The 20397-nt window shown below is 54.2% G+C and carries 23 protein-coding genes; 6 read left to right on the top strand and 17 right to left on the bottom strand.

Annotated elements, in window-relative coordinates; genetic code table 11:
• Nucleotides 1–60: 60 nt before the first annotated feature.
• Nucleotides 61–360, top strand: coding sequence for a DUF2818 family protein (locus Q9J32_RS05355; protein ID WP_003676976.1), 300 nt, complete (start codon nt 61–63; stop codon nt 358–360).
• Between the two features lie 52 nt (nt 361–412).
• Here the strand turns inward: Q9J32_RS05355 and Q9J32_RS05360 are convergent, their stop codons facing one another.
• The 12 genes from Q9J32_RS05360 to Q9J32_RS05415 all read right to left on the bottom strand — a co-directional run bounded on the left by Q9J32_RS05360 (nt 413) and on the right by Q9J32_RS05415 (nt 8935).
• Nucleotides 413–1309, bottom strand: coding sequence for a polyprenyl synthetase family protein (locus Q9J32_RS05360; RefSeq protein ID WP_301882916.1), 897 nt, complete (start codon nt 1307–1309; stop codon nt 413–415).
• Complete coding sequence (locus Q9J32_RS05365; protein ID WP_308020956.1) at nt 1293–1601, bottom strand: exodeoxyribonuclease VII small subunit; 309 nt, start codon at nt 1599–1601, stop codon at nt 1293–1295. Before Q9J32_RS05365 ends, Q9J32_RS05360 begins: the two co-directional genes overlap by 17 nt.
• A gap of 27 nt (nt 1602–1628) precedes the next feature.
• Entirely contained in the window at nt 1629–2495 is an 867-nt protein-coding gene (gene rsgA, locus Q9J32_RS05370) for a ribosome small subunit-dependent GTPase A (protein ID WP_301882918.1), read from the bottom strand.
• 61 nt (nt 2496–2556) lie between these two features.
• Nucleotides 2557–3048, bottom strand: coding sequence for a surface-adhesin E family protein (locus Q9J32_RS05375; protein ID WP_301669436.1), 492 nt, complete (start codon nt 3046–3048; stop codon nt 2557–2559).
• Nucleotide 3049: 1 nt separating this feature from the next.
• The gene (locus Q9J32_RS05380; protein WP_107863312.1) at nt 3050–3697 is read right to left on the bottom strand and encodes a hypothetical protein; all 648 of its coding nucleotides are present in this window, start codon (nt 3695–3697) and stop codon (nt 3050–3052) included.
• Nucleotides 3698–3823: 126 nt separating this feature from the next.
• Nucleotides 3824–5680, bottom strand: coding sequence for an ABC transporter ATP-binding protein (locus tag Q9J32_RS05385; protein WP_301882993.1), 1857 nt, complete (start codon nt 5678–5680; stop codon nt 3824–3826).
• 25 nt (nt 5681–5705) lie between these two features.
• The gene (locus Q9J32_RS05390; protein WP_301882920.1) at nt 5706–5843 is read right to left on the bottom strand and encodes a hypothetical protein; all 138 of its coding nucleotides are present in this window, start codon (nt 5841–5843) and stop codon (nt 5706–5708) included.
• Entirely contained in the window at nt 5843–6427 is a 585-nt protein-coding gene (gene ruvA / locus Q9J32_RS05395) for a Holliday junction branch migration protein RuvA (RefSeq protein ID WP_301882995.1), read from the bottom strand. The genes Q9J32_RS05390 and ruvA overlap by 1 nt, the downstream gene beginning before the upstream one ends.
• 80 nt (nt 6428–6507) lie before the next feature.
• Nucleotides 6508–6834, bottom strand: coding sequence for a PepSY domain-containing protein (locus Q9J32_RS05400; RefSeq protein WP_301882921.1), 327 nt, complete (start codon nt 6832–6834; stop codon nt 6508–6510).
• 53 nt (nt 6835–6887) lie between these two features.
• On the bottom strand, nt 6888–7607 hold the full coding sequence (locus Q9J32_RS05405; RefSeq protein WP_301882922.1) for a septal ring lytic transglycosylase RlpA family protein: 720 nt from the start codon (nt 7605–7607) through the stop codon (nt 6888–6890).
• Nucleotides 7608–7680: 73 nt separating this feature from the next.
• On the bottom strand, nt 7681–8145 hold the full coding sequence (gene trmL, locus Q9J32_RS05410) for a tRNA (uridine(34)/cytosine(34)/5-carboxymethylaminomethyluridine(34)-2'-O)-methyltransferase TrmL (RefSeq protein ID WP_301667218.1): 465 nt from the start codon (nt 8143–8145) through the stop codon (nt 7681–7683).
• A gap of 64 nt (nt 8146–8209) precedes the next feature.
• Nucleotides 8210–8935, bottom strand: coding sequence for a ComF family protein (locus Q9J32_RS05415; protein ID WP_301882924.1), 726 nt, complete (start codon nt 8933–8935; stop codon nt 8210–8212).
• Between Q9J32_RS05415 and bioH the strand changes: the two genes are divergently transcribed.
• The 4 genes from bioH (at nt 8934) to Q9J32_RS05435 (ending at nt 12551) form a co-directional block, all read left to right on the top strand.
• Nucleotides 8934–9677 carry a pimeloyl-ACP methyl ester esterase BioH gene (gene bioH, locus Q9J32_RS05420; protein ID WP_301882926.1) on the top strand — a complete coding sequence of 248 codons (744 nt, stop codon included), beginning with the start codon at nt 8934–8936 and terminating at the stop codon, nt 9675–9677. The genes Q9J32_RS05415 and bioH overlap by 2 nt on opposite strands.
• 1 nt (nt 9678) lies before the next feature.
• Nucleotides 9679–10512: a class I SAM-dependent methyltransferase gene (locus Q9J32_RS05425; RefSeq protein WP_301882929.1), complete on the top strand. Its 834-nt coding sequence runs from the start codon at nt 9679–9681 to the stop codon at nt 10510–10512.
• The gene (locus Q9J32_RS05430; protein ID WP_002231633.1) at nt 10509–10934 is read left to right on the top strand and encodes a hypothetical protein; all 426 of its coding nucleotides are present in this window, start codon (nt 10509–10511) and stop codon (nt 10932–10934) included. Before Q9J32_RS05425 ends, Q9J32_RS05430 begins: the two co-directional genes overlap by 4 nt.
• Before the next feature lie 120 nt (nt 10935–11054).
• The gene (locus tag Q9J32_RS05435; protein ID WP_301882932.1) at nt 11055–12551 is read left to right on the top strand and encodes a gliding motility protein; all 1497 of its coding nucleotides are present in this window, start codon (nt 11055–11057) and stop codon (nt 12549–12551) included.
• A gap of 36 nt (nt 12552–12587) precedes the next feature.
• On the opposite strand, the gene recQ is transcribed toward Q9J32_RS05435, so the two are convergent.
• The 4 genes from recQ to murJ all read right to left on the bottom strand — a co-directional run bounded on the left by recQ (nt 12588) and on the right by murJ (nt 18412).
• Complete coding sequence (recQ, locus tag Q9J32_RS05440) at nt 12588–14888, bottom strand: DNA helicase RecQ (RefSeq protein ID WP_301882934.1); 2301 nt, start codon at nt 14886–14888, stop codon at nt 12588–12590.
• A gap of 64 nt (nt 14889–14952) precedes the next feature.
• Nucleotides 14953–15735, bottom strand: coding sequence for an indole-3-glycerol phosphate synthase TrpC (trpC, locus tag Q9J32_RS05445; RefSeq protein ID WP_301882936.1), 783 nt, complete (start codon nt 15733–15735; stop codon nt 14953–14955).
• Between the two features lie 50 nt (nt 15736–15785).
• Nucleotides 15786–16742, bottom strand: a complete 957-nt coding sequence (locus tag Q9J32_RS05450) for a YheT family hydrolase (RefSeq protein WP_301882938.1) — start codon at nt 16740–16742, stop codon at nt 15786–15788.
• A 131-nt stretch (nt 16743–16873) separates the two neighbouring features.
• A complete protein-coding gene (gene murJ, locus Q9J32_RS05455; RefSeq protein WP_301882940.1) occupies nt 16874–18412 on the bottom strand; it encodes a murein biosynthesis integral membrane protein MurJ in 1539 nt (512 codons plus the stop codon).
• 203 nt (nt 18413–18615) lie between these two features.
• Between murJ and Q9J32_RS05460 the strand changes: the two genes are divergently transcribed.
• A complete protein-coding gene (locus Q9J32_RS05460; protein ID WP_118809551.1) occupies nt 18616–19314 on the top strand; it encodes a thiol:disulfide interchange protein DsbA/DsbL in 699 nt (232 codons plus the stop codon).
• 56 nt (nt 19315–19370) lie between these two features.
• On the opposite strand, the gene amgK is transcribed toward Q9J32_RS05460, so the two are convergent.
• Nucleotides 19371–20375: an N-acetylmuramate/N-acetylglucosamine kinase AmgK gene (amgK, locus tag Q9J32_RS05465; protein WP_301882948.1), complete on the bottom strand. Its 1005-nt coding sequence runs from the start codon at nt 20373–20375 to the stop codon at nt 19371–19373.
• Nucleotides 20376–20397: the final 22 nt, after the last annotated feature.

The following is a 20397-nucleotide window of genomic DNA, read 5'->3' on the forward strand; positions in this document are numbered from 1 at the left end:
CGCCGTATTTCAGACGGCATGGGAAACGGCTATGCCGTCTGAAAGCGGAGAAAGAAGATTATGACCGCATCTATGTACACACTCTTACTGCTTGCCTTAATTTTTGCCAATGCTCCGTTTCTTACGGTCAGGCTGTTCGGTATTGTTCCGCTCAAGCGCAAACATTTCGGACATCACCTGATCGAGCTGGCGGCAGGTTTCGCACTGACCGCCATTCTTGCTTATATTCTCGAATCCCGTGCAGGATCGGTACACGATCAGGGTTGGGAGTTTTACGCCACAGTCGTCTGCCTGTACCTGATTTTTGCGTTTCCATGTTTTGTGTGGCGGTATTTCTGGCATACGCGCAACAGGGAATAGGGTAACAATAATGCCGTCTGAAGCCTTTTTCGGACGGCATATCCGAGTCTGCTCAGTATTTGCGCGCAATCGTAAATTCGGCAAGCTGCCTGAGCCGTAATGCCTTATTGCCGAAGGGTTCGAGCAGCGCGACCGCTTCGGCAACCAGTTTGTGTGCGTATGAGCGCGCCGCTTCCAAGCCCATCAGTTTTACATAAGTCGGCTTGTCGTTGTCTGCGTCTTTGCCCGCTGTTTTGCCCAAGGTCGCCGTATCCGCTTCACAATCCAACACATCGTCGATGACTTGGAACGCCAGCCCCAGTTTTGCCGCATAATCATCCAATACCGCCAGACTGTCTTCAGACAGATTCGGGCAAGACATCGCCCCCAATAAAACCGCGGCACGAATCAACGCCCCCGTTTTCAGGCTGTGCATCCGTTCCAAATCGGCTTGAACCATTTGTTTGCCGACATTTGCCAAATCGATTGCCTGTCCGCCCGCCATACCCGCGCTGCCGCCCGCTTTCGCCAACACCGACAGCATCGCCAACTGGCGTGCGGCAGGCAGTTCTGTCGGACGGCTCAACACGTCGAAGGCTTGGGTTTGCAAAGCATCGCCGGTCAGAAGGGCGGTGGCTTCGCCATATTTGATGTGGCAGGTCGGTTTGCCGCGCCGCAGGCTGTCGTTGTCCATCGCCGGCATATCGTCGTGAACCAACGAATAGGCATGGATCATTTCGATTGCCGCCATTGCCTGTCCGACCGCATCCGCCACGGCCCCGCCCAATTCCGAAGCTGCCAGCACCAGCATCGGGCGCAGACGTTTGCCGCCGTCCAAAGCCGCATAACGCATCGCTTCGTGCAGCGTGTGCGGGATTTCGTTTTCAGACGGCAAAAAGCGTTCCAGCAGCAGCTCTGTCTGCGCCTGCGCCCTAAGCTGCCACGCTTTCAAATCATTCGTCGGATTCAAGGTTTAACTCCTTCAGCCCGTCCGCATCCAAAACCTGTAATTTCTGTTCGACTTGGGCCAACTTGGTTTGGCAGTATCTGACCAGTTCATTGCCTTCCTGATATGCCGCCAATGCATCCTCCAACGGCATTTCCCCCTGCATGGACTGGGTCAGTGATTCAAGGCGCGACAGTGCCTCTTCAAACGATTTCGGGGTAATTTTCTTCATGGTGTCGGGAGTTTCTGTAAAAACGGAATTGTAGCATTTCTGAAAACCGGATGCCGTCTGAAACAGCAGGATTTCAGACGGCATGGTTTTTGTCCTGCAAACGGCAAGAGGTTATTTGAGCAGATCGTCGGTAATGCGTTGCAGGAAGGTCAGCCGTTCGGTGCGGATTTTACCGGTTTGCGCGGCAGCTTTGACGGCGCAGCCGGGTTCGGCGCGGTGGGTGCAGTTGTGGAAGCGGCATTGTCCGACAAGGTGGCGGAAATCGGGGAAATAGAGCGGCAAATCGGCGGCTTGGAGGTGGTGCAGTCCGAATTCTTGCAAACCCGGGGAATCGATGAGTTGGGTTTCGCCGTTCAAATCGTAAAGCCGGGCGTGGGTGGTGGTGTGTTTTCCCGAGTCGAGTGCGGCGGAAATGTCGCCGGTGCGGGCGGTTTGGCTGCCCAAAAGGGCGTTGGTCAGGGTGGATTTACCCATGCCGCTTTGTCCGAGCAGAATGTTGCTATGCCCTTGCAGGACGGGGCGCAGGCTGTCGGCGTTTTCCAGCGCGCGGGTTTCGATGACGGGATAACCCAGCGTTTCGTAGAATTTGAGTTTTTCGCGCCAAAGGGCGGTTTCGGGCAGGTCGGCTTTGTTCAGGATGATGACGGCTTGGATGCCCGCGGCTTCGGCGGCCAGGAGGGCGCGTTGCAACAAGGCTTCGCTGGGCGAGGGAACGGCGGCGGTAACGATAAGGAGCTGGGTAACATTCGCGGCGATAAGTTTGGTTTTCCATGCGTCTTGGCGGTAGAGCAGGCTTTGGCGCGGGAGATAGTCTTCGATGACGGCCTGTTCGGCGTTAATGTTTTGGATATGCACGCGGTCGCCGCAGGCGAAATCGACCCGCTTTTTGCGCGTGCTGGCTTCGTAGGTTTTGCCGTCTGGCGTACGCACGATGTAGCGGCGGCCGTAGCTGGTGATGATTTGGGCGGTATCGGTCATGGTTTTGACGGGTAGGGGAACGGGAAGGCCGTCTGAAAATGTTTTCAGACGGCCTTGAGATTTATCTTTTCCGACCTTTCTTTTGCTCCATTTTATCCAACGCTTTTCCCATATCTTCTAAAGCATTCGGATTACCGCCAAAATCATGGCCGCCGACACTACACACAGTAGCAGATAGAATACTCATCGTCGAAATCTCTTTCATTTCAAACCGTTCAGATTCCATTGGGATCTCATGCAATAATTTCCCTTTCCCGAAATGACGACTGTATAGTTTTGCCGGCTCCGGATTCATAATATCAATCCTGTTCAGACAATCCAGATAGTGCTTCTCTATCATGGAAGTACCTGCCAAATTTTTATTCGTATCATCAAAATTAGTTATCACATCATATACTAACAAATTTGGGTTGTGAGGATGATTCTTGATACTTTCCATATCTGCATAAACACGACTCTGAGCACCATCCAGCATTGGCAAAAATCTTGGCTTATCAGCAAATACTGAGATTGGCAAACAAATCGTCATCAAAAAAACAGCTAACTTTTTCATTTTACTTTCCTCCGATCAGATCAAGTCGTTCACGACGAATCAGTTTATCATTCGGATAACCCTGAATAGTACAGATGAGAGAAGTTTTACCGTCACTCTCTTCCAATATCAGCGATTTTTCTACTGTATTTTTTGCAGGTATCGAACCAGACGTTGCTTGCATATTTGGCTGCCAACGCAAAGACTTATGACTATTAATAATAATTTGCGGAGAAGTCACAAAATCCTCTCCCATCGGTTTCAATCCCCATTGAGGGAACTTTGCTACCACATCAGCAGCCTGAGCTTTTTTAAGCTCGAACCCCCAGAAATAAAAGACAGGATTTTTACCCGTCTCATTAACCGGCAGTTCCGAATATGCTGCCGAAAAACTACTAAAATGTATGCCGTTTACTATTATCGGTTTATTGAAGATAACCTGTCTTTTCCCATCTTCATCGGCACTACCTAACTGAAAACGTGCAGTCTTTCCTACTTTCTCAATCGGAGCATATTTACTCAATTGCTCCTGCTTGTTTTTCAAGATATCAAACATAGATGCATCACATTTTACAAATGCATTCAGCAACTCTTCTTCCGCACTTCCTGCCCATGCATTTGCTGCAAGTGCAAATACAGCCATACTCAAATATTTGATAGATCGTTTCATATTGTCTTTCTAAAGTTAGCGTAAATTATCGTTGAATTACATAACCATTTTAATTCATGACATCAAATTAAGCACGATCTAAATTATTGTTTTTTTCAGACGGCCTTTTATCTTCTTTCCAAGCGTTTAATTGTTTTCCCACTCGACATGTTCACTCAAGAAGCCGCCACTTTGGTGCGCCCAAAGTTTGGCGTACAGGCCTTGTTTCTCGAGCAACTCGGTGTGGCTGCCTTCTTCGATGATGCGGCCTTTGTCCAAGACGATGAGGCGGTCCATCGCGGCAATGGTGGAGAGGCGGTGTGCGATGGCAATCACGGTTTTGCCTTCCATCATTTTGTCGAGGCTTTCTTGGATGGCGGCTTCGACTTCGGAGTCGAGCGCACTGGTGGCTTCGTCAAGCAACAGAATCGGCGCGTCTTTAAGCATAACGCGGGCGATGGCGATGCGTTGGCGTTGGCCGCCGGAAAGTTTCACGCCGCGTTCGCCGACGTGCGCATCATAGCCGCGTCGGCCTTTGGCATCGCTCAAGTTAGGAATAAAACCGGCGGCCTCGGCACGTTCCGCAGCGGAAATCATCTCGGCTTCGGTCGCATCAGGACGGCCGTAGATAATGTTGTCACGGACGGAGCGGTGCAGCAGGGAAGTATCTTGCGTTACCAAACCGATTTGGGCACGCAGGCTTTCTTGGGTAACGCTGTCCACGGTTTGTCCGTCGATCGAAATCGTGCCGCTTTGCGGTTCGTAAAAGCGCAGGAGCAGGTTGACAATGGTGGATTTGCCCGCGCCGCTGCGGCCGATCAAGCCGACTTTTTCGCCGGGCTTGATGTTCAGATTAAAGCCGTTGAGGAGCGGTTTGCCTGCTTCGTAGGAAAAATCGACGTGATCAAACTTGATTTCGCCTCGGGTAACTTTCAGCGGCAGGGCGTGCGGTTTGTCGAGGATGGTGTGGGGTTTGGACAGGGTCGCCATGCCGTCGTTGACGGTACCGATGTTTTCAAACAATCGGGCAGACTCCCACATGATGTATTGCGACAAACCGTTCACACGCAATGCCATGGCCGTGGCCGTAGCTACCGCGCCTACGCCGACTTGGCCGTGATACCAAAGCCAAATGCCCAAGGCGGTCGTACCGACGGTCAGCGAGCTGTTGACGATAAAGCTGCAGGTGTGCAGCAGCGTAGCCAACCGCATTTGGGCATGGACGGTCACCATAAACTCTTCCATCGACTGCTTGGCATAAGCGGCCTCGCGTGCGCCGTGGGAGAAAAGTTTGACGGTGGCGATATTGGAGTAGGCGTCGGTAATGCGGCCGGTCATCAGCGAACGCGCATCCGCCTGACGCGCTGCGGTTTTGCCGAGCTTGGGAATCAGGAAACGCATAATCAGGGCGAATCCAATCATCCAGCCGATAAAGGGCAGCAGCAGCCAGCCGTCGAACGAAATCAGAATCACGCCGGAAGTAATGAAATACACCAGCACATACACGACCATGTCGGCAACCGTCATCACCACGTCGCGCAACGCCAGCGCGGTCTGCATGACTTTGGCGGACACGCGTCCTGCAAATTCGTCCTGATAGAAGCCGAGGCTCTGTCCCAGCATCAGGCGGTGGAAATTCCAGCGCAGGCGCATGGGGAACACGCCTTGCAGGGTTTGCAGGCGCACGTTGGACGCGAGGAAGGTCCAGAGGGCGAAAAACACCATCATCGCCGCCATCGCCGTCAACGCCCAGCCTTTTTCGGCAAACAGGGTCGCGGGCGTGTATTTGCCGAGCCAGTCCACGACTTTGCCCATAAATTGAAACAGTAGGGCTTCCATGATGCCGATGCCTGCGGTAAATGCCGCCAAAACAGCAATCCATTTGCGCAAACCCCTGATGTTGCTCCAGATAAACCGCCACAGTCCTTTTTCAGGCGTTTTCGGGGCGGCTTCGGGATAGGGATCGATTCGGGATTCGAACCAAGAAAATATTTTGTTCAACATTGTTTTCGATTTCGGTAAAACAGTTTCAGACGGCATCAAACACAATGCCGTCTGAAAGGAAGGACAATAACGCCATTTTACGGGAAAAGCCGTCGGGAAGACAGCGCGGGGCGGAAACGCAGGGTTTCGGCAGGGCAAACGCCGCGCCGCTTTCAGACGGCATTATTTCAGCAGGTTTTTCAAAGCAAGGCGCACGCCTTCGCCCACGTCCGTCCCCTTCGGAACGCCTTTGACCGCCGCTTTTGCTTCGCGTTCGCTGTAACCCAGCGCAAGCAGCGTGCTGACGATGTCTTCCGTTTCGTCGGTGGCAGGTGCGGCGGCAAACAGCCCGTCCGTTACCGTATGCGCGACCAGCTTGCCGCGCAGTTCCAAGACCATGCGTTCGGCGGTTTTTTTGCCGATTCCTGGAGCGGAGGAGAGGCGTTTGACATCTTCTTCTGCAACCGCCCGCGCCAGCTCGTCTGCCGTCATCGCCGACAAAATGCCCAAAGCGGTTTTTGCCCCGATGCCGCTGACCTTGATTAGTTGGCGGAATGTTTTGCGCTCTTCCGCAGTGGCAAAACCGAAGAGCAGGTGTGCGTCCTCACGGACGACGAGTTGGGTGAAAACCTGTACGGTTTCGCCCAATGGTGGCAGGTTGTAGAAGGTCTGCATGGATACGTCGGCTTCGTAGCCTACGCCGTTGACATCGATGACGATTTGCGGAGGTTTTTTTTCAACCAGTTTGCCGGTCAGTCTGCTGATCATGTGTGCCGAATCCTGAATGTCGGGTGCAAAATGCCGTCTGAAACCGGTTCGGGCTTCAGACGGCACGGATTGTATCAAATTCAGTCGTCGCGGCGGGAGGAAATCACGCGGCCGGTGCGGGCATCGACAACGACTTTGTATTCCTGTCCGTTTTTGACGATTTCGACATCATAGTGCGGACGGCCGTCGTCATGTTCGAGATCGATGTCGGTAACACGTCCGCCGACGCGTGCCAACGCTGCTTTTTCGGCTTGGGCGCGGCTGATGATTTTGTCTTGTTTGTTGTGTTGGTGTGCGGCGTGTCCATGGTCGTCATCGCCGTGTCCGTCGTGGTGGGCGAGTGCGGGGGCGGAAATGCCCAGCAGTGCGGTTGCGGCGGCGGTCAAGAGAAGGCGTTTGAAGTTCATGTTTTGCTCCTGCGAAGTATCTGGTGGTGTTTGAAGGACGTAAAGGCGGGACATCAACCGGCAGTCAATGCCGTCTGAATCATACCGCGCGCCTGAGCTTCGGCTTCGGCGGCACGTTCCTGCGAGGCAAACGGCCCCATTTTGACGACATATTCGTAACGGCGTTTTTCAACCGATAGGTTCGGGTTTGATGCCGATGAAGCCAGGTTTTGGGCGGCTTGGTTCAGATAGGCTTGTGCTTCGTGTTCCGTACCGAAAGATTTCAAGTCGATAAAGATGTCTTTGTTTTCGGCAACCGGTGCGGATTTGCCCGGGACGATTTGTTCGATTTTGACATGTGCCGTACCTTGGCTGACAAAGCCCAATTGTTGGGCCGCCGCTTTGGATACGTCGATGATGCGGTTGCTGTGGAAGGGACCGCGGTCGTTGATGCGGACGACAACGCTTTTGCCGTTTTTGGTATTGGTTACGCGCACATAGCTGGGGATGGGCAGGGTTTTGTGGGCGGCGGTAAAGGCGTTCATATCGTAGCGGTCCCCGCCGGAAGTTTTGCGCCCGTGAAACCTGCCGCCATACCATGAGGCGTTGCCGGTTTGCGTGAACTCGGCAACTTGGTTTATCGGCGTGTAGCGTTTTCCGGCGACTTTGTAGCTGCGGTTGGCGGAGGCGTGCAGTTTTTCTGCCCTGACCACTGCGTCGGCGGATGCCGTCTGAAAGGAATGTATGCCGAATGCGGCGGTGAGGAGGAAAAGGGTTTTTCGGGTTAAAGTCAAAACGTGTTCCGTTCTTGAGTTGAAGACGAATGGGCATCGTATCCGGACGGTTTTTCAGACGGCAAGGCCGCCGTCAAACGCCGCCTGCGTAACCGTGTTGCCGCCACGCTTCAAAGAGAATCACGGCGACGGTGTTGGAAAGGTTCATACTCCGGCTGCCGGGCTGCATCGGCAGGCGGATTTTTTGCGCGGCGGGCAGGCTGTCGAGAATGTCGGCAGGCAGCCCGCGCGTTTCCGGCCCGAACAGTAAAACATCGCCTTTTTGAAACGCGGTTTCATCGGGGCGCGCCGTGCCTTTGGTGGTCAGGGCGAAAATGCGCCTGCCTGCGAGTGCCTTGAGGCAGTCGTCGAAGTTTTCGTGCACCGTCAGGCTGGCGAACTCGTGGTAGTCGAGTCCGGCGCGTTTCATTTTGGCGGAATCCAATGGGAAACCGAGCGGCTTGATCAGGTGCAAATCCGCGCCGGTATTGGCGCACAGGCGGATGATGTTGCCCGTGTTCGGGGGGATTTCCGGTTGGTATAAAACGATGGTAAACATAAATATCAATCACTTATAGGCGCGTAACCTTGCCACAAGGCGGCATAGGTGTCAAAAAATTTAGTTATTTTTTCATTGGCGTGCGTGCCAGCGTCCAGCAGCAGATTCGGTTTGCACCCGATTTTTTCAGCATTTTTGCCAGTTCGTTCAGTGTCGCGCCGGTGGTAAAGACATCGTCGATTAACAAAATATTACAGCCTTTCGGCAGCGGTTCGCGGATTTCAAAGGCGTTTTTGATGTTTTTCAGTCGGTCGCTGCCTTTGAGCGTGCTTTGCGGCGGACGGTGGTGTCGGAATACGGTGTGTCGGGGCAGTGTGCGCCAACCGTAGCGTTGCGCCAGCAGCCCGACGATGCTTTCACTTTGGTTGAAGCCGCGTTGCAGCAGCCGCTCCCTGCTTAGCGGAACGGGCAGGACGAAATCGAAACATTCGTCTGAAAGCCGGTCGGGCGGATTCTGCATCATCAGGTCTGCCAGCGGCTGCACCATGCCCAAATCAGCCAAGTGCTTCAGCGCGCGTATCATGTTGCTGACGGGCGGTTCGTAATGCAGCGAGGCCCACATCCGGTCGAATGAGGGCAGTTTTTTCTGACAGCCGCCGCATACCGCGCCGCCTTGGATGTGTCTGAAACACAGGGGGCAACTGTTTGCCGCGTCGGTGCGGAAACTTGCCAAATCGGTATTGCAGCCGGCGCAGATGCCGTCTGAAACGTCTGATGAATCGTGGCATAATACGCAGTGTCTGACTGCGGCCGCGTCTGCGATGCGCCGCCAACAAGAGAGAAAATTCATGCCTGATGCTGCCAAAAAAGTTTACCTGATACACGGGTGGGGGGCGAACCGCCATGTGTTCGACGACCTGATGCCCCGTCTGCCTGCGGAATGGGCGGTGTGCGCGCCCGATTTGCCCGGACACGGGGACGCGCCCTTTGTGCAACCCTTCGATATTGAGGCAGCCGCCGACGCTGTTGCCGCACAAATCGATACGCCGGCCGACATTCTCGGCTGGTCGCTCGGCGGATTGGTTGCGCTGTATCTGGCGGCCCGCCATCCCGACAAAGTCCGTTCGCTCTGCCTGACGGCGAGTTTCGCGCGGCTGACGGCTGACGAAGACTATCCCGAAGGGCTTGCAGCGCCTGCATTGGGCAAAATGGTCGGTGCGTTCCGTTCGGATTATGCCAAACATATCAAACAGTTTCTACAATTGCAGCTTTTGCATACGCATGATGCGGACGGAATCATAGGCAGGATTCTGCCCGATTTGGCACGGTGCGGCACGCCCTCCGCCCTGCAGGAAGCTTTGGACGCGGCGGAAAGGGCGGATGCGCGGCATTTGTTGGACAAGATAGATGTTCCGGTACTGCTGGTGTTCGGCGGCAAAGACGCGATTACGCCGACGCGCATGGGTGAATATCTGCACCGACGTTTGAAGGGCAGCAGGTTGGTTGTGATGGAAAAGGCGGCGCATGCGCCGTTTTTGAGCCATGCGGAAGCGTTTGCCGCGCTGTACCGCGATTTTGCCGAAGGGGTTTGAGATGAACCATCAGGACGCACGCTGGCAGGTTCACCGCCATCTTGCCGAACATACCGACCAACGGCTGACACTCGTCCGCAATGCGCCCAAGCATATCCTGCTTGCCGGGGCGGATGCGGACATCAGCCGCAGCCTGCTGGCGAAACGCTATCCGCAGGCGGTGTTTGAAGAATACGATTCCCGTGCAGATTTTTTGGCGGCGGCGGCCGCCGCGCGCAAGGGCGGTTTTTGGCAAAGGTTTACGGGTAAGGGCGTGGTGCAACACTGCCAATCCCCGACCGCGCCGCTGCCCGAAGCGTGTGCCGATATGTTGTGGTCGAATCTCGGACTGTTGGCGGCGGAACAAATCCTTCCCGTGCTGCAAAATTGGGCGCGCGCGCTGAAGACGGACGGGCTGCTTTTTTTTACCTGCTTCGGGCGCGATACCTTGGCGGAACTGAAATGCCGTCTGAAAGAAAACGGTATTGAGAACCGCAGCGTGATGTTTCCCGATATGCACGACTTGGGCGATATGCTCGCCGAAAACGGCTTTTACGACCCCGTTACCGATACGGCGAAGCTGGTGTTGGATTACAAAAAGGCGGAAACGTTTTGGGCGGATATGGACACGCTGGGCGTTTGGCGGGCGATGTCGTGGAATGATGAAAACGCCGCACGTTCGTGTGTCGGGGCGATATTTGAACGGGAAGGCGGTTTGAGTATTACGCTGGAAACAGTGTACGGACACGCCGTTAAAAAACTGATGCTGCCGCAAGGGGAGAACGTGGTGCAGTTTTTTCCGAAGAATGGCTTAACTAATCCATCAGTAAAAGAAGGGATAAGGGTAAATAAATGAATGAGTTAAATGGAAGGATTTTATCAGTAAAGGGGCTTTTCTTCATATATGACGAAACGGATCTTGATATTGATGTCCAACGTCCCGATGAAATACAGTTTGATTTGGAAGGGATCCCTGTTTTATTTAAATGTAATGGCAGCGAACCGAATCTGTCTTATGAAATCAACAAGGAAGCTGAAAACGTATCTTTAGGTAGTTATGGAGAGCTTAAAATATTCGATTTAACCGATTTTGATTTTTTTGGTTTCCTTAAAGATGAAGACCTATTGGAAATGAGAAAACTATATCTTGATGATGATGAAATCGGGTTTCGGCTAATTTTTTCCCAATCAGTGTTGAATATGATTAATTGGGGAGATGAATTTTTTTTGTTTAAAAACTTACCCGAATTTTTAATAAATGAAAATCTCCATGAATAAAAATTTAGGGGCTGTACTAGATAAGATGATGTGCAGATGCCGTCTGAAGCCGTCTGAAGCCGTTTCCAGGTTTCAGACGGCATCTGTCTGTGAAAACCGACAGAAATAAAGGAAATGCCGATGTATGCCGATGCCGGAGACGTATATTGCGTCTATAACTTCAGACTGAAGCAGTACACTGCCTGCCAGGTTACCCGAGTTGAAGAACACGGTGGCAAAAAAACACATGCGACCCTGCTGGCTTTGGACTGGCAGGGCAACAAACCGCTTGGGGCGGCGGAACTGGCGGATTTGAAACCGCTTTACAAAGACTTTATGTATTGGGAACGCGGTCTGCACATGTATAAGGCAAGTGCCGTCGTGCCGACGGGATATGTACGGGTTGGGAATACCGCGCCGCTGGTTGGCGAAGACACGCAGCAGTATGCCTCTTTTTGGGGCGACGGCTACGACGTGTACCGTCAGTTGAGATGGCAGCAGATACCCGAAAAACAGAGAAAGGCATTCAAAAAAGCCGCCAAAAGCAAAAAGACCGTGATGTTTTCCGGACGGGAATACGGCATATCCAAACAGAATTTGAGCGATGTTTGGGACGATTTTGAAGACGCGATGGAACTGAAGGCGTTTCCCTGCCTGTCTTCGCTGTTTCTGACCAAATGGCATAAAAATCTATATGAATATCTGGAGAAATATCCGTTTATCACCCAATTGTGTCTGGAAAACCACGGTCAGACCGTGCTGGATTTCAGCAATACGCGCATAACCAACCTTTCTGTCGATATGACCGGCGTGGAGTCGCTTTATCTGAACGAAGGCTTGGACAGCCTGAACCTAAAAGGCGAAATCAAGGAAAACTGCAAGGTCTGTACCGCCGAAAAGGGCGCGGGTCTGATTTTGGAAGTGGGCAAAAGCGTTCCCAAAGTGCGGGGTTTGGAAAACCTGACCGCCGTTAACGTCATGGGCATTGCCGATTTCGATATGCAAAACCTGTCGGAAACGTATCCCAAGCTCAAAACCATACGGCTGTGGGGCAAACCGGGCAATATCGCCAATTTTTCCGCCGTATCGGGATTTGAGGATTTGGAAGTGTTCACTACCGTAGATTTGTTCGGTTTCGGCGCGGACGACATCCCGCATCCCGACCGGCTGCCGAAGCTGCACAGGCTGTGGATGAGCAGCCTGCCCGAAGAGGCGGCGAAGGCAGTGAAGAAACTTTATAAGAAACGGAAGGAAGATGGGCTGGACCTGTGGATAGAAAAAGCCCGAAAACCCGAATGGCTGGCGCAAAATTTCGACAACCCTTTCCGCGATTGGGACGGCGCGGAGCATATCCCGAAAAGCCATGCCAAAAAAGCGGCGGAGCTGTACCGGAAAACCCGTGCCGGCGTGGTCAAACTGCTCGGCAATCCACCTGAAAACATAGGAGAGGAGCTGGCAGAGGCGGTCAAAGCCTATACCGGAGGTTTCAACAAAATGGACAAAAAACTCTTTATCGACACGGTAGAGCGGGAAGATATTGCCGAGGCGTTGGAAACGATATTGAACCTGATACCGGAGGGGTCTTGTGCTGACAAGGAAAAACTGTTTGAAATATTTGATAAAAATAGGAATTTTTAAACAGAGGTAATGCCGTCTGAAACTTGGTAACGGGCTTCAGACGGCATTTTGTCCCAACACCGCCAACACCGCCGCACCGTAACGTGTGGCTTTTTCTTCGCCTACGCCATATACGGCGGCAAGCTCCGCCAAACCTTCCGGCTGTTTGGCGGCAATGGCGCGCAGGGCGGCTTTGCTGAGAATGCGGTAGGGTTCGGACTGTTCGTGTTTTGCCGTTTCGTTGCACCATTGGATCAGGGCGCGCATCAATCGGCGTTTGCGTTTGGCGGCTTCATCGATGCCGTCTGAAAACGGACGGCAGACGGCGAGGATGTCCCGTCCGTATTTGGCGGCGCGTACGCTGCCCAAGCCGTGTACGCCTTCGAGGTCGGTTTCGGTTTCGGGCGTATCGGCAAGCATATCGGCAAGGCTTTCGTCGGAGAGGACGGAATGCAGGGCGCAGTTTTCCGCCCTTGCCTGTTCATACCGCCAGGCTTCGAGTTTTTGACGCAGTTGTTGTTCGCGTTCGGTTTGCGGACGGATGACGGCATCGTGGTTAAAGTCGGCAGCGTTTTGGCAGACTTTGAGTATGCCGTGTCCGAAACGGTCGATTTTGGCCTCGCCCAAGCCGTAGATGTCGTGCAGCCCGTTGAGGTTTTGCGGCATTTTTTCGACAAGGTCGCGCAGGGTTTTGTCACCGAAAATCATATAGGCGGGGATGCCTTCGGCTTCTGCCTGTTTCATACGCCAAACGCGCAATGCCTGCCACAGGCGTTCTTCGCGTTCGGTACGCAGCCAGTTGTCTTTGAGGGTGCGGACGGCGGATTTATTGCGCTTGAGCGGACGCAGCATCACTCCGGTTTCGCCTTTGAGGACTTTTTTGGCGGCTTCGGTCAGTTGCAATGCCTGATATCGGGTAATGTTGACGGTGAGGTAGCCGAGGCTGATACACTGGCGGATGACGCTGCGCCATTCTTTGTCGGACAACTCCGTACCGATGCCGAATGTGGACAGTTGTTCGTGCCGGTTGCCGCGTATCCAATCGTCGCTTTTACCTCGCAAAAGGTTGGTGATGTAACCGGCGGCAAAACGTTGTCCGGCGCGGTACACGCAGCTGAGTAATTTTTGCACCAACACCGTGCCGTCAAACCGTACGGGCGGATGCAGGCAGTTGTCGCAATGGCCGCAGGGTTCGGATTCTTCGCCGAAATGTTTGAGCAGCAGTACGCGGCGGCAGGCGGCGGTTTCGCAGACGGAAAGCATGGCATCGAGTTTTTGCATTTCGATTTGCTTTTGCACCTCGTCGCTGTTGCCTTCGGCGATGCGTTCGCGCAGCAACACCCAATCGTTCAGGCCGTAACACAGCCAGCTCGCGGCAGGCAGCCCGTCTCGGCCGGCGCGCCCCGACTCCTGATAGAAATGTTCGACACTCTGGGGCATATCGAGATGGGCGACAAAGCGCACGTCGGGTTTGTCTATACCCATGCCGAACGCCACGGTCGCCACCACGATAATATTGTCTTCATGCGTAAAGCGGCGTTGGTTTTCCTCGCGTACGTCCATGCTCAAACCGGCATGATACGGAATCGCGTTTAATCCGTTTTCACGCAAAAACTGCGCCACATCTTCCACCTTTTTGCGGCTTAAGCAATACACAATGCCGCTTTGCCCCGTCATTTCTTTGCGGATGAAATCCAGCAATTGTTTTTTGCCGTTGTTTTTTTCGATAACCTGATAATAAATATTCGGGCGGTCAAAGCTGGAAATAAATTCGGGCGCATTGTCCAAGTGCAGATAATGCTTGATGTCGGCGCGCGTGGCGGCATCGGCGGTGGCGGTCAGGGCGATGCGCGGGACGTTCGGATAGCGTTCGGCAAGCATGCCGAGCTGTTGGTATTCGGGGCGGAAATCGTGTCCCCATTGACTGACGCAATGCGCCTCATCAATGGCAAACAGGCTGACGGTTTGTTGGTCGAGAAAACGCAAAAAGCGGTCGGTAACCAAGCGTTCCGGCGCGACATAAAGCAGTTTCAGACGGCCTTGGGCAAGCTTGTCGGCAATCTCGCGCGCCTCATCTGCCGATGTGCCGCTGTTGACTGCCGCTGCTTCAATCCCGGCCACATGCAGGCTGGCCACTTGGTCGTTCATCAGCGCAATCAGCGGCGATACGACAACCGCCACGCCTTCGCGCATCAGAGCCGGAATCTGGTAACACAAAGACTTGCCCCCGCCCGTCGGCATCAGCACCATCAAACTCCTGCCGCCTGCCAAAGCATTGACGATAGCCTCCTGCTTGCCGCGAAATTCGGGATAACCGAATACTTCGTGCAGAATCTGTTTGGCGGTGGGTCGGTGCATGATGGTTCCGTGCTTGGTAAGGGTGTTGGTCGGTCGGCGGCAATATGCCGTCTGAAATCGGGATTTAGAAGAGTTTACCCACTTCTGCTTCAATATCGTCGGCACGCATGAACGTTTCGCCGATCAGGAAGGTGTGCACGCCGCGTGCCCGCATAAATTCCACATCCGCCTTACCCGTAATGCCGCTTTCGGTAACGACGGTTTTGCCTTCCAGCGCGGGCAGCAGCGACAGGGTTTGGTCGAGGGAGACTTCAAAAGTCCTCAGGTTGCGGTTGTTTACGCCCCACAACGGCGTGGTCAGGTTGCGGCATTTTTCCAATTCGGCTTCATCGTGCAGCTCGAGCAGGATGGTCATGCCCAATTCGTGCGCCACCGCTTCAAAGCGTTCCAATTGTTCCTGTTCCAGTGCTGCGGCAATCAGCAGGACGGCATCCGCCCCCCATGCGCGCGCCTGATAAACCTGATATTCGTCGATGATGAAGTCTTTGCGCAGCACGGGCAACGATACGGCTTCGCGCGCCTGTTTGAGGTATTCGGGCGAACCTTGGAAATAGGGTTCGTCGGTCAGTACGGACAAACACGCCGCTCCGGCGTTTTCATAGGCGCGTGCAATCTCGGCCGGTCGGAAGTCCGGACGGATTAACCCTTTGCTCGGGCTTGCCTTTTTGATTTCGGCAATGACGGCGGGCAGGTTTAGGCGGTGTTTGCCGCGTATCGAATCGATGAAGCTGCGGACGGGCGGCGCGTTTTCGGCAAGCGTGCGGATGTGTTCGGCGTTGACGGCGGCTTTTTGGGCGGCAACTTCCTGTGCTTTGGTGGCAAGGATTTTATTGAGGATGTCGGTCATGTCGGGTTCCGTATTCGTCTGGGGAAAGGGGGAATATTAGCATCAAACCGTTAACGCCTGTTTGTGCGGAAGCTGTCGAAATAGGACAGGACGGTCTGCGGCAGCCATTGCAGGTGCAGCCTGCCGCCGGTGCTGCTGACAAAGCCGACATGACCACCGTGTGCAGGTTGGAACAGGGTAACGGCTTCGGACACTTCGTCCGGTGTCGGCAGCGCTTCGGGCGGCAGGAAGGGGTCGTTGACGGCATTGAGCAGCAGCAGCGGTTTGGCAACGTGTTTGAGCAGCGGTTTGCAGGAAGTTTGGCGGTAGTAGTCGTGCCGGTCGGCAAAGCCGTGCAGCGGTGCGGTGAAACGGTCGTCAAACTCGCCCAGTGTTTTGCACCCTGCGGCAAATGCCGTCTGAAAACCTTGGAGCGACCGTGCTTTGGGTATCAGGGTGCGGAGGAAGTAGCGCGTGTAGAGCAGCCGCGTGATGCCGCTGTCGAAGCGGCTGCCTGCCGCCTCTGCATCGACGGGGGCGGAGATGACGGCGGCGGCTTGCGGCAGCGCGTTTTCGCCCTGTTCGCCCAAATATTTTGCCAGCGCGTTGCCGCCCAGCGATACGCCGACGGCGTATATTTCACGGTAACGCGCGGCGAGCGTGTCCAAAGTAAAGGCGATTTCGGCGGTATCGCCCAAGTGGTAGAACACCGGGGCGGTGTTCGCAATGCCGCCGCAGCTGCGGAAATGGACGACTACGCCGTGCCAACCGCGATCGCGTACCGCAAGCATCAGTTCGACCGCGTAATGGCTGCGGCTGCTTCCTTCCAAACCGTGAAACAGCACGACCAGCGGCGCATCGGGCGACATGCCGTCTGAAAAGTCGTAGGCGACTTTGGTTTTACCCGTGCTGTCGGGAAGCAGCTCTCGGCGGTATGCGGGCGCGGGGCGTTGCAGGAATTTGGCGGCAATCGTATCGGCATTGCCGTTGCGGAGGAAAAACGGTGTGTCCGGCGGTGTCAAAATCATAAGGTATCGGTTTTTCTGTTTTCAGACGGCATTGATGATGCGGCAGCCCGTCCGGCCGGTGCGGACGCGGGGGATGCGCGCCCGAATATAGGCGCGGAAAAAGCGTTTTCCGGCAAAAGGCGGTGCATCGGTCAGCTTTCCACCCGTTTGAAATGGCGCGGACGGAAGCCCAAAGCCGCCAGAGATGCGAAATACAGACAGCCTCCGATGACAATCAGGATGAAGAGCCGGGCGGCCTTTTGCATTCCGCCGGCGTGTGCCCAGTCGAACGGCAGCCAGATTTGGGCGGCATACAGGCCGCCTCCCATCACGGCGAGCGAGAGCAGCATTTTTGCCAAGAACGCCGCCCAACCCTTGCCGGGTCGGTAAATACCGTGTTTACGCAACAGGAAGAACAACAATCCGGCATTGATACACGCACCCAGACCGATGGCAAGCGAAAGTCCGACGTGTTTCAGTGGGCCGATAAAGGCAAGGTTCATCAACTGCGTGCAGATGAGCGTGAAGATGGCGATTTTGACGGGCGTTTTAATGTTTTGCCGCGCATAGAAGCCGGGTGCCAACACTTTAATCATGATCAAACCGATTAAACCGAAAGAATAGGCAATCAGCGCGTGTTGCGTCATCTGCGCGTCAAACAGCGTGAATTCTCGGTACATGAACAAGGTTGCCACCAGCGGGAACGACAACACCGCCAGTCCGACCGCCGCCGGCAGCGTCAGCAGCATGCACAGGCGCAAACCCCAGTCGAGCAGGGCGGAAAACTGTTCCGTATCTTGGTTTGCCGAGTGTTTGGACAAAGTCGGCAGCAAAATCGTACCGAGTGCCGCCCCCAGCACGCCGCTGGGCAGCTCCATCATGCGGTCGGCGTAATACATCCATGAAACGCTGCCCGATTGCAGATAAGACGCGAAAATCGTGTTAATCACCAAAGAAATCTGCGCCACGCTCACGCCCAAAATCGCAGGTGCCATCTGTTTCATCACGCGGTTGACCGCCGCATCTTTGAAATTCAGTTTGGGCAGTTTCAAAAAACCCAGTTTCGCCAGCCAGGGCAGTTGGAAACCAAGCTGCAAAATGCCGCCGACAAAAACCGCCCATGCCAGTGCGGTAACGGGAGGATCGAAATACGGCACGAAAAACAGTGCGAATACGATAAACGACACGTTCAGGAACGTGGGCGTAAACGCGGGAATGCCGAACTTATGATAGGAATTGAGTACCGAGCCGACAAAAGAGGAAAGTGAAATCAATAAGATATAAGGAAACGTAATCCGCAGCAAATCGATGGAGAGCTGAAATTTGTCGGCATCTTTGGCAAAACCGGGTGCGGAAACATAAATCACCCAAGGCGCGGCAAGTATGCCTAGCGCGGTAACGATGACCAGTACAAACGACAGCATCCCCGCCACATGGCGGATAAAAGCCTCCGTCGCCTCTTTAGAACGCGTTTCCTTATATTCCGCCAAAATCGGCACAAACGCTTGGGCAAACGCCCCCTCCGCAAACACGCGGCGCAGCAGGTTGGGCAGTTTGAACGCGACAAAAAACGCATCCGTCGCCATGCCTGCGCCGAATGCGCGCGCAATGACCGTATCGCGCACAAATCCCAAAACGCGCGACACCATCGTCAGGCTGCCGACTTTTGCCAAAGCTCCCAGCATATTCATCATTGTTCCTCAACAGTCGTACCCGTTTGGGGCAACGGCGCGTATTGTACGACAGAAACCGCTTCAGACGGCATCGGGTTTGATGCCGTCTGAAGCGGTTTCCCGAAACGAAAGCTTCCTTTTCCGGCGGCAAACTGTATCAACACGCGGAAATGCAATAAAATACCAATATCCGATTTATTTCCAACATCACGGAGAGCCGTATGAAATCCAGACACCTTGCCCTCGGCGTTGCCGCCCTGTTCGCCCTTGCCGCGTGTGACAGCAAAGTTCAAACCAGCGTCCCCGCCGACAGCGCGCCTGCTGCTTCCGCAGCCGCCGCCCCGGCAGGGCTGGTCGAAGGGCAAAACTATACCGTCCTTTCCAACCCGATTCCCCAACAGCAGGCAGGCAAGGTTGAAGTCCTTGAGTTTTTCGGCTATTTCTGCCCGCACTGCGCCCACCTCGAACCTGTTTTGAGCAAACACGCCAAGTCTTTTAAAGACGATATGTACCTGCGTACCGAGCATGTCGTCTGGCAAAAAGAGATGCTGCCGCTCGCCCGCCTTGCCGCCGCCGTCGATATGGCTGCCGCCGACAGCAAAGATGTGGCGAACAGCCATATTTTCGATGCGATGGTTAATCAGAGAATTAAGCTGCAAGAGCCGGAAGTCCTCAAAAAATGGCTGGGCGAACAAACCGCCTTTGACGGCAAAAAAGTCCTTGCCGCTTACGAATCTCCCGAAAGCCAGGCGCGCGCCGACAAAATGCAGGAGCTGACCGAAACCTTCCAAATCGACGGTACGCCCACGGTTATCGTCGGCGGCAAATATAAAGTCGAATTTGCCGACTGGGAGTCCGGTATGCACACCATCGACCTTTTGGCGGACAAAGTGCGCGAAGAACAAAAAGCCGCGCAGTAAGCCCGTTTGGAAAATGCCGTCTGAAACTTGGTTTTCAGACGGCATTTTGATTGGGTTTAAAACGTAAAGCCCGTTTCCAGTTCTTCATCGCCGACCAGTTCGACTAAGAGCGCGTAGAGCGGGGCGAGTTCGGCATAACGGCGCGATACGCGGCGCAGATAGTTTAAGAAACGCGGGATTTCCGGACGGTATTTGTCTTTGCCGTCGCGGTAGTACAAGCGTGCGAAGATGCCTGCAACCTTCAAGTGCCGCTGCACGCCCATCCATTCGAACCAGCGGTAAAACTCGTCAAACGCTTCGGGGACGGGCAAGCCGGCAGCCCGCGCCTTTTCCCAGTAGCGGATAACCAAGTCCAAGACAAATTCTTCTTCCCATTCGATAAAGGCATCGCGCAACAGCGACACCAAATCGTAGGAAATCGGGCCGTAAAGCGCGTCTTGGAAGTCTAAAACACCCGGCCTGCCGCGCGTCAGCATCAGGTTGCGGACGATAAAGTCGCGGTGCACATAGACTTTGGGCTGCGCCAACAGGGGCGGCAGCAGCGTATCGACGGTTTGCTGCCAAAGTTGGCGTTGTTTGAATGTTAATTCGCGCCCCAATTCTTTTGCGACAAACCATTCCGGGAACAGGTTGATTTCGCGCAGCATCGTTTCACGGTCATATTCGGGCAAAACCCCTTCACGGCTTGCCTTCTGTAATTCGACCAGCTCGCCGATGGACTCCAAAAGCAGGGCTTTGTGTGCCGTTTCGCCCTGTTCCTGAAGCATCGCGGTCAAAAACGTCGTATTGCCCAAGTCGTTCAATACTACAAACCCCAAATCCGCGTCCGCGTGCAATATCTGCGGCACATTGACCATGTCAAACAGTTTCTGCACTTTCAAATAAGGTGCGACACTCATCTTGTCGGGCGGCGCATCCATGCAGACGACACTGCTGCCGTCTGAAAACGTTGCACGGAAATAGCGGCGGAAATCAGCATCCGCCGCCGCGAAGGCCAGTTCGAAACTGCGGTCGGGATAGACGGTCTGAAGCCAATTTTTCAGTTCGATTTGTCGTTGCATAACAGTACTAAAGCATTTCAGG

The sequence above is a fragment of the Neisseria uirgultaei genome (assembly GCF_962719845.1).
Taxonomy (GTDB): domain Bacteria; phylum Pseudomonadota; class Gammaproteobacteria; order Burkholderiales; family Neisseriaceae; genus Neisseria; species Neisseria bergeri.

Coding starts and splice junctions, on each gene's coding strand:
- Q9J32_RS05430 (WP_002231633.1), top strand. CDS start 10,509: ATGAATGAGTTAAATGGAAGGATTTTATCAGTAAAGGGGCTTTTCTTC.
- Q9J32_RS05385 (WP_301882993.1), bottom strand. CDS start 5,680: ATGTTGAACAAAATATTTTCTTGGTTCGAATCCCGAATCGATCCCTAT.
- murJ (WP_301882940.1), bottom strand. CDS start 18,412: ATGAATATGCTGGGAGCTTTGGCAAAAGTCGGCAGCCTGACGATGGTG.
- amgK (WP_301882948.1), bottom strand. CDS start 20,375: ATGCAACGACAAATCGAACTGAAAAATTGGCTTCAGACCGTCTATCCC.
- Q9J32_RS05365 (WP_308020956.1), bottom strand. CDS start 1,601: ATGCCGTCTGAAATCCTGCTGTTTCAGACGGCATCCGGTTTTCAGAAA.
- Q9J32_RS05355 (WP_003676976.1), top strand. CDS start 61: ATGACCGCATCTATGTACACACTCTTACTGCTTGCCTTAATTTTTGCC.
- Q9J32_RS05460 (WP_118809551.1), top strand. CDS start 18,616: ATGAAATCCAGACACCTTGCCCTCGGCGTTGCCGCCCTGTTCGCCCTT.
- trmL (WP_301667218.1), bottom strand. CDS start 8,145: ATGTTTACCATCGTTTTATACCAACCGGAAATCCCCCCGAACACGGGC.
- Q9J32_RS05375 (WP_301669436.1), bottom strand. CDS start 3,048: ATGAAAAAGTTAGCTGTTTTTTTGATGACGATTTGTTTGCCAATCTCA.
- Q9J32_RS05435 (WP_301882932.1), top strand. CDS start 11,055: ATGTATGCCGATGCCGGAGACGTATATTGCGTCTATAACTTCAGACTG.
- trpC (WP_301882936.1), bottom strand. CDS start 15,735: ATGACCGACATCCTCAATAAAATCCTTGCCACCAAAGCACAGGAAGTT.
- rsgA (WP_301882918.1), bottom strand. CDS start 2,495: ATGACCGATACCGCCCAAATCATCACCAGCTACGGCCGCCGCTACATC.
- Q9J32_RS05380 (WP_107863312.1), bottom strand. CDS start 3,697: ATGAAACGATCTATCAAATATTTGAGTATGGCTGTATTTGCACTTGCA.
- bioH (WP_301882926.1), top strand. CDS start 8,934: ATGCCTGATGCTGCCAAAAAAGTTTACCTGATACACGGGTGGGGGGCG.
- Q9J32_RS05450 (WP_301882938.1), bottom strand. CDS start 16,742: ATGATTTTGACACCGCCGGACACACCGTTTTTCCTCCGCAACGGCAAT.
- Q9J32_RS05400 (WP_301882921.1), bottom strand. CDS start 6,834: ATGAACTTCAAACGCCTTCTCTTGACCGCCGCCGCAACCGCACTGCTG.
- ruvA (WP_301882995.1), bottom strand. CDS start 6,427: ATGATCAGCAGACTGACCGGCAAACTGGTTGAAAAAAAACCTCCGCAA.
- Q9J32_RS05415 (WP_301882924.1), bottom strand. CDS start 8,935: ATGAATTTTCTCTCTTGTTGGCGGCGCATCGCAGACGCGGCCGCAGTC.
- Q9J32_RS05425 (WP_301882929.1), top strand. CDS start 9,679: ATGAACCATCAGGACGCACGCTGGCAGGTTCACCGCCATCTTGCCGAA.
- Q9J32_RS05390 (WP_301882920.1), bottom strand. CDS start 5,843: ATGCCGTCTGAAAGCGGCGCGGCGTTTGCCCTGCCGAAACCCTGCGTT.
- recQ (WP_301882934.1), bottom strand. CDS start 14,888: ATGCACCGACCCACCGCCAAACAGATTCTGCACGAAGTATTCGGTTAT.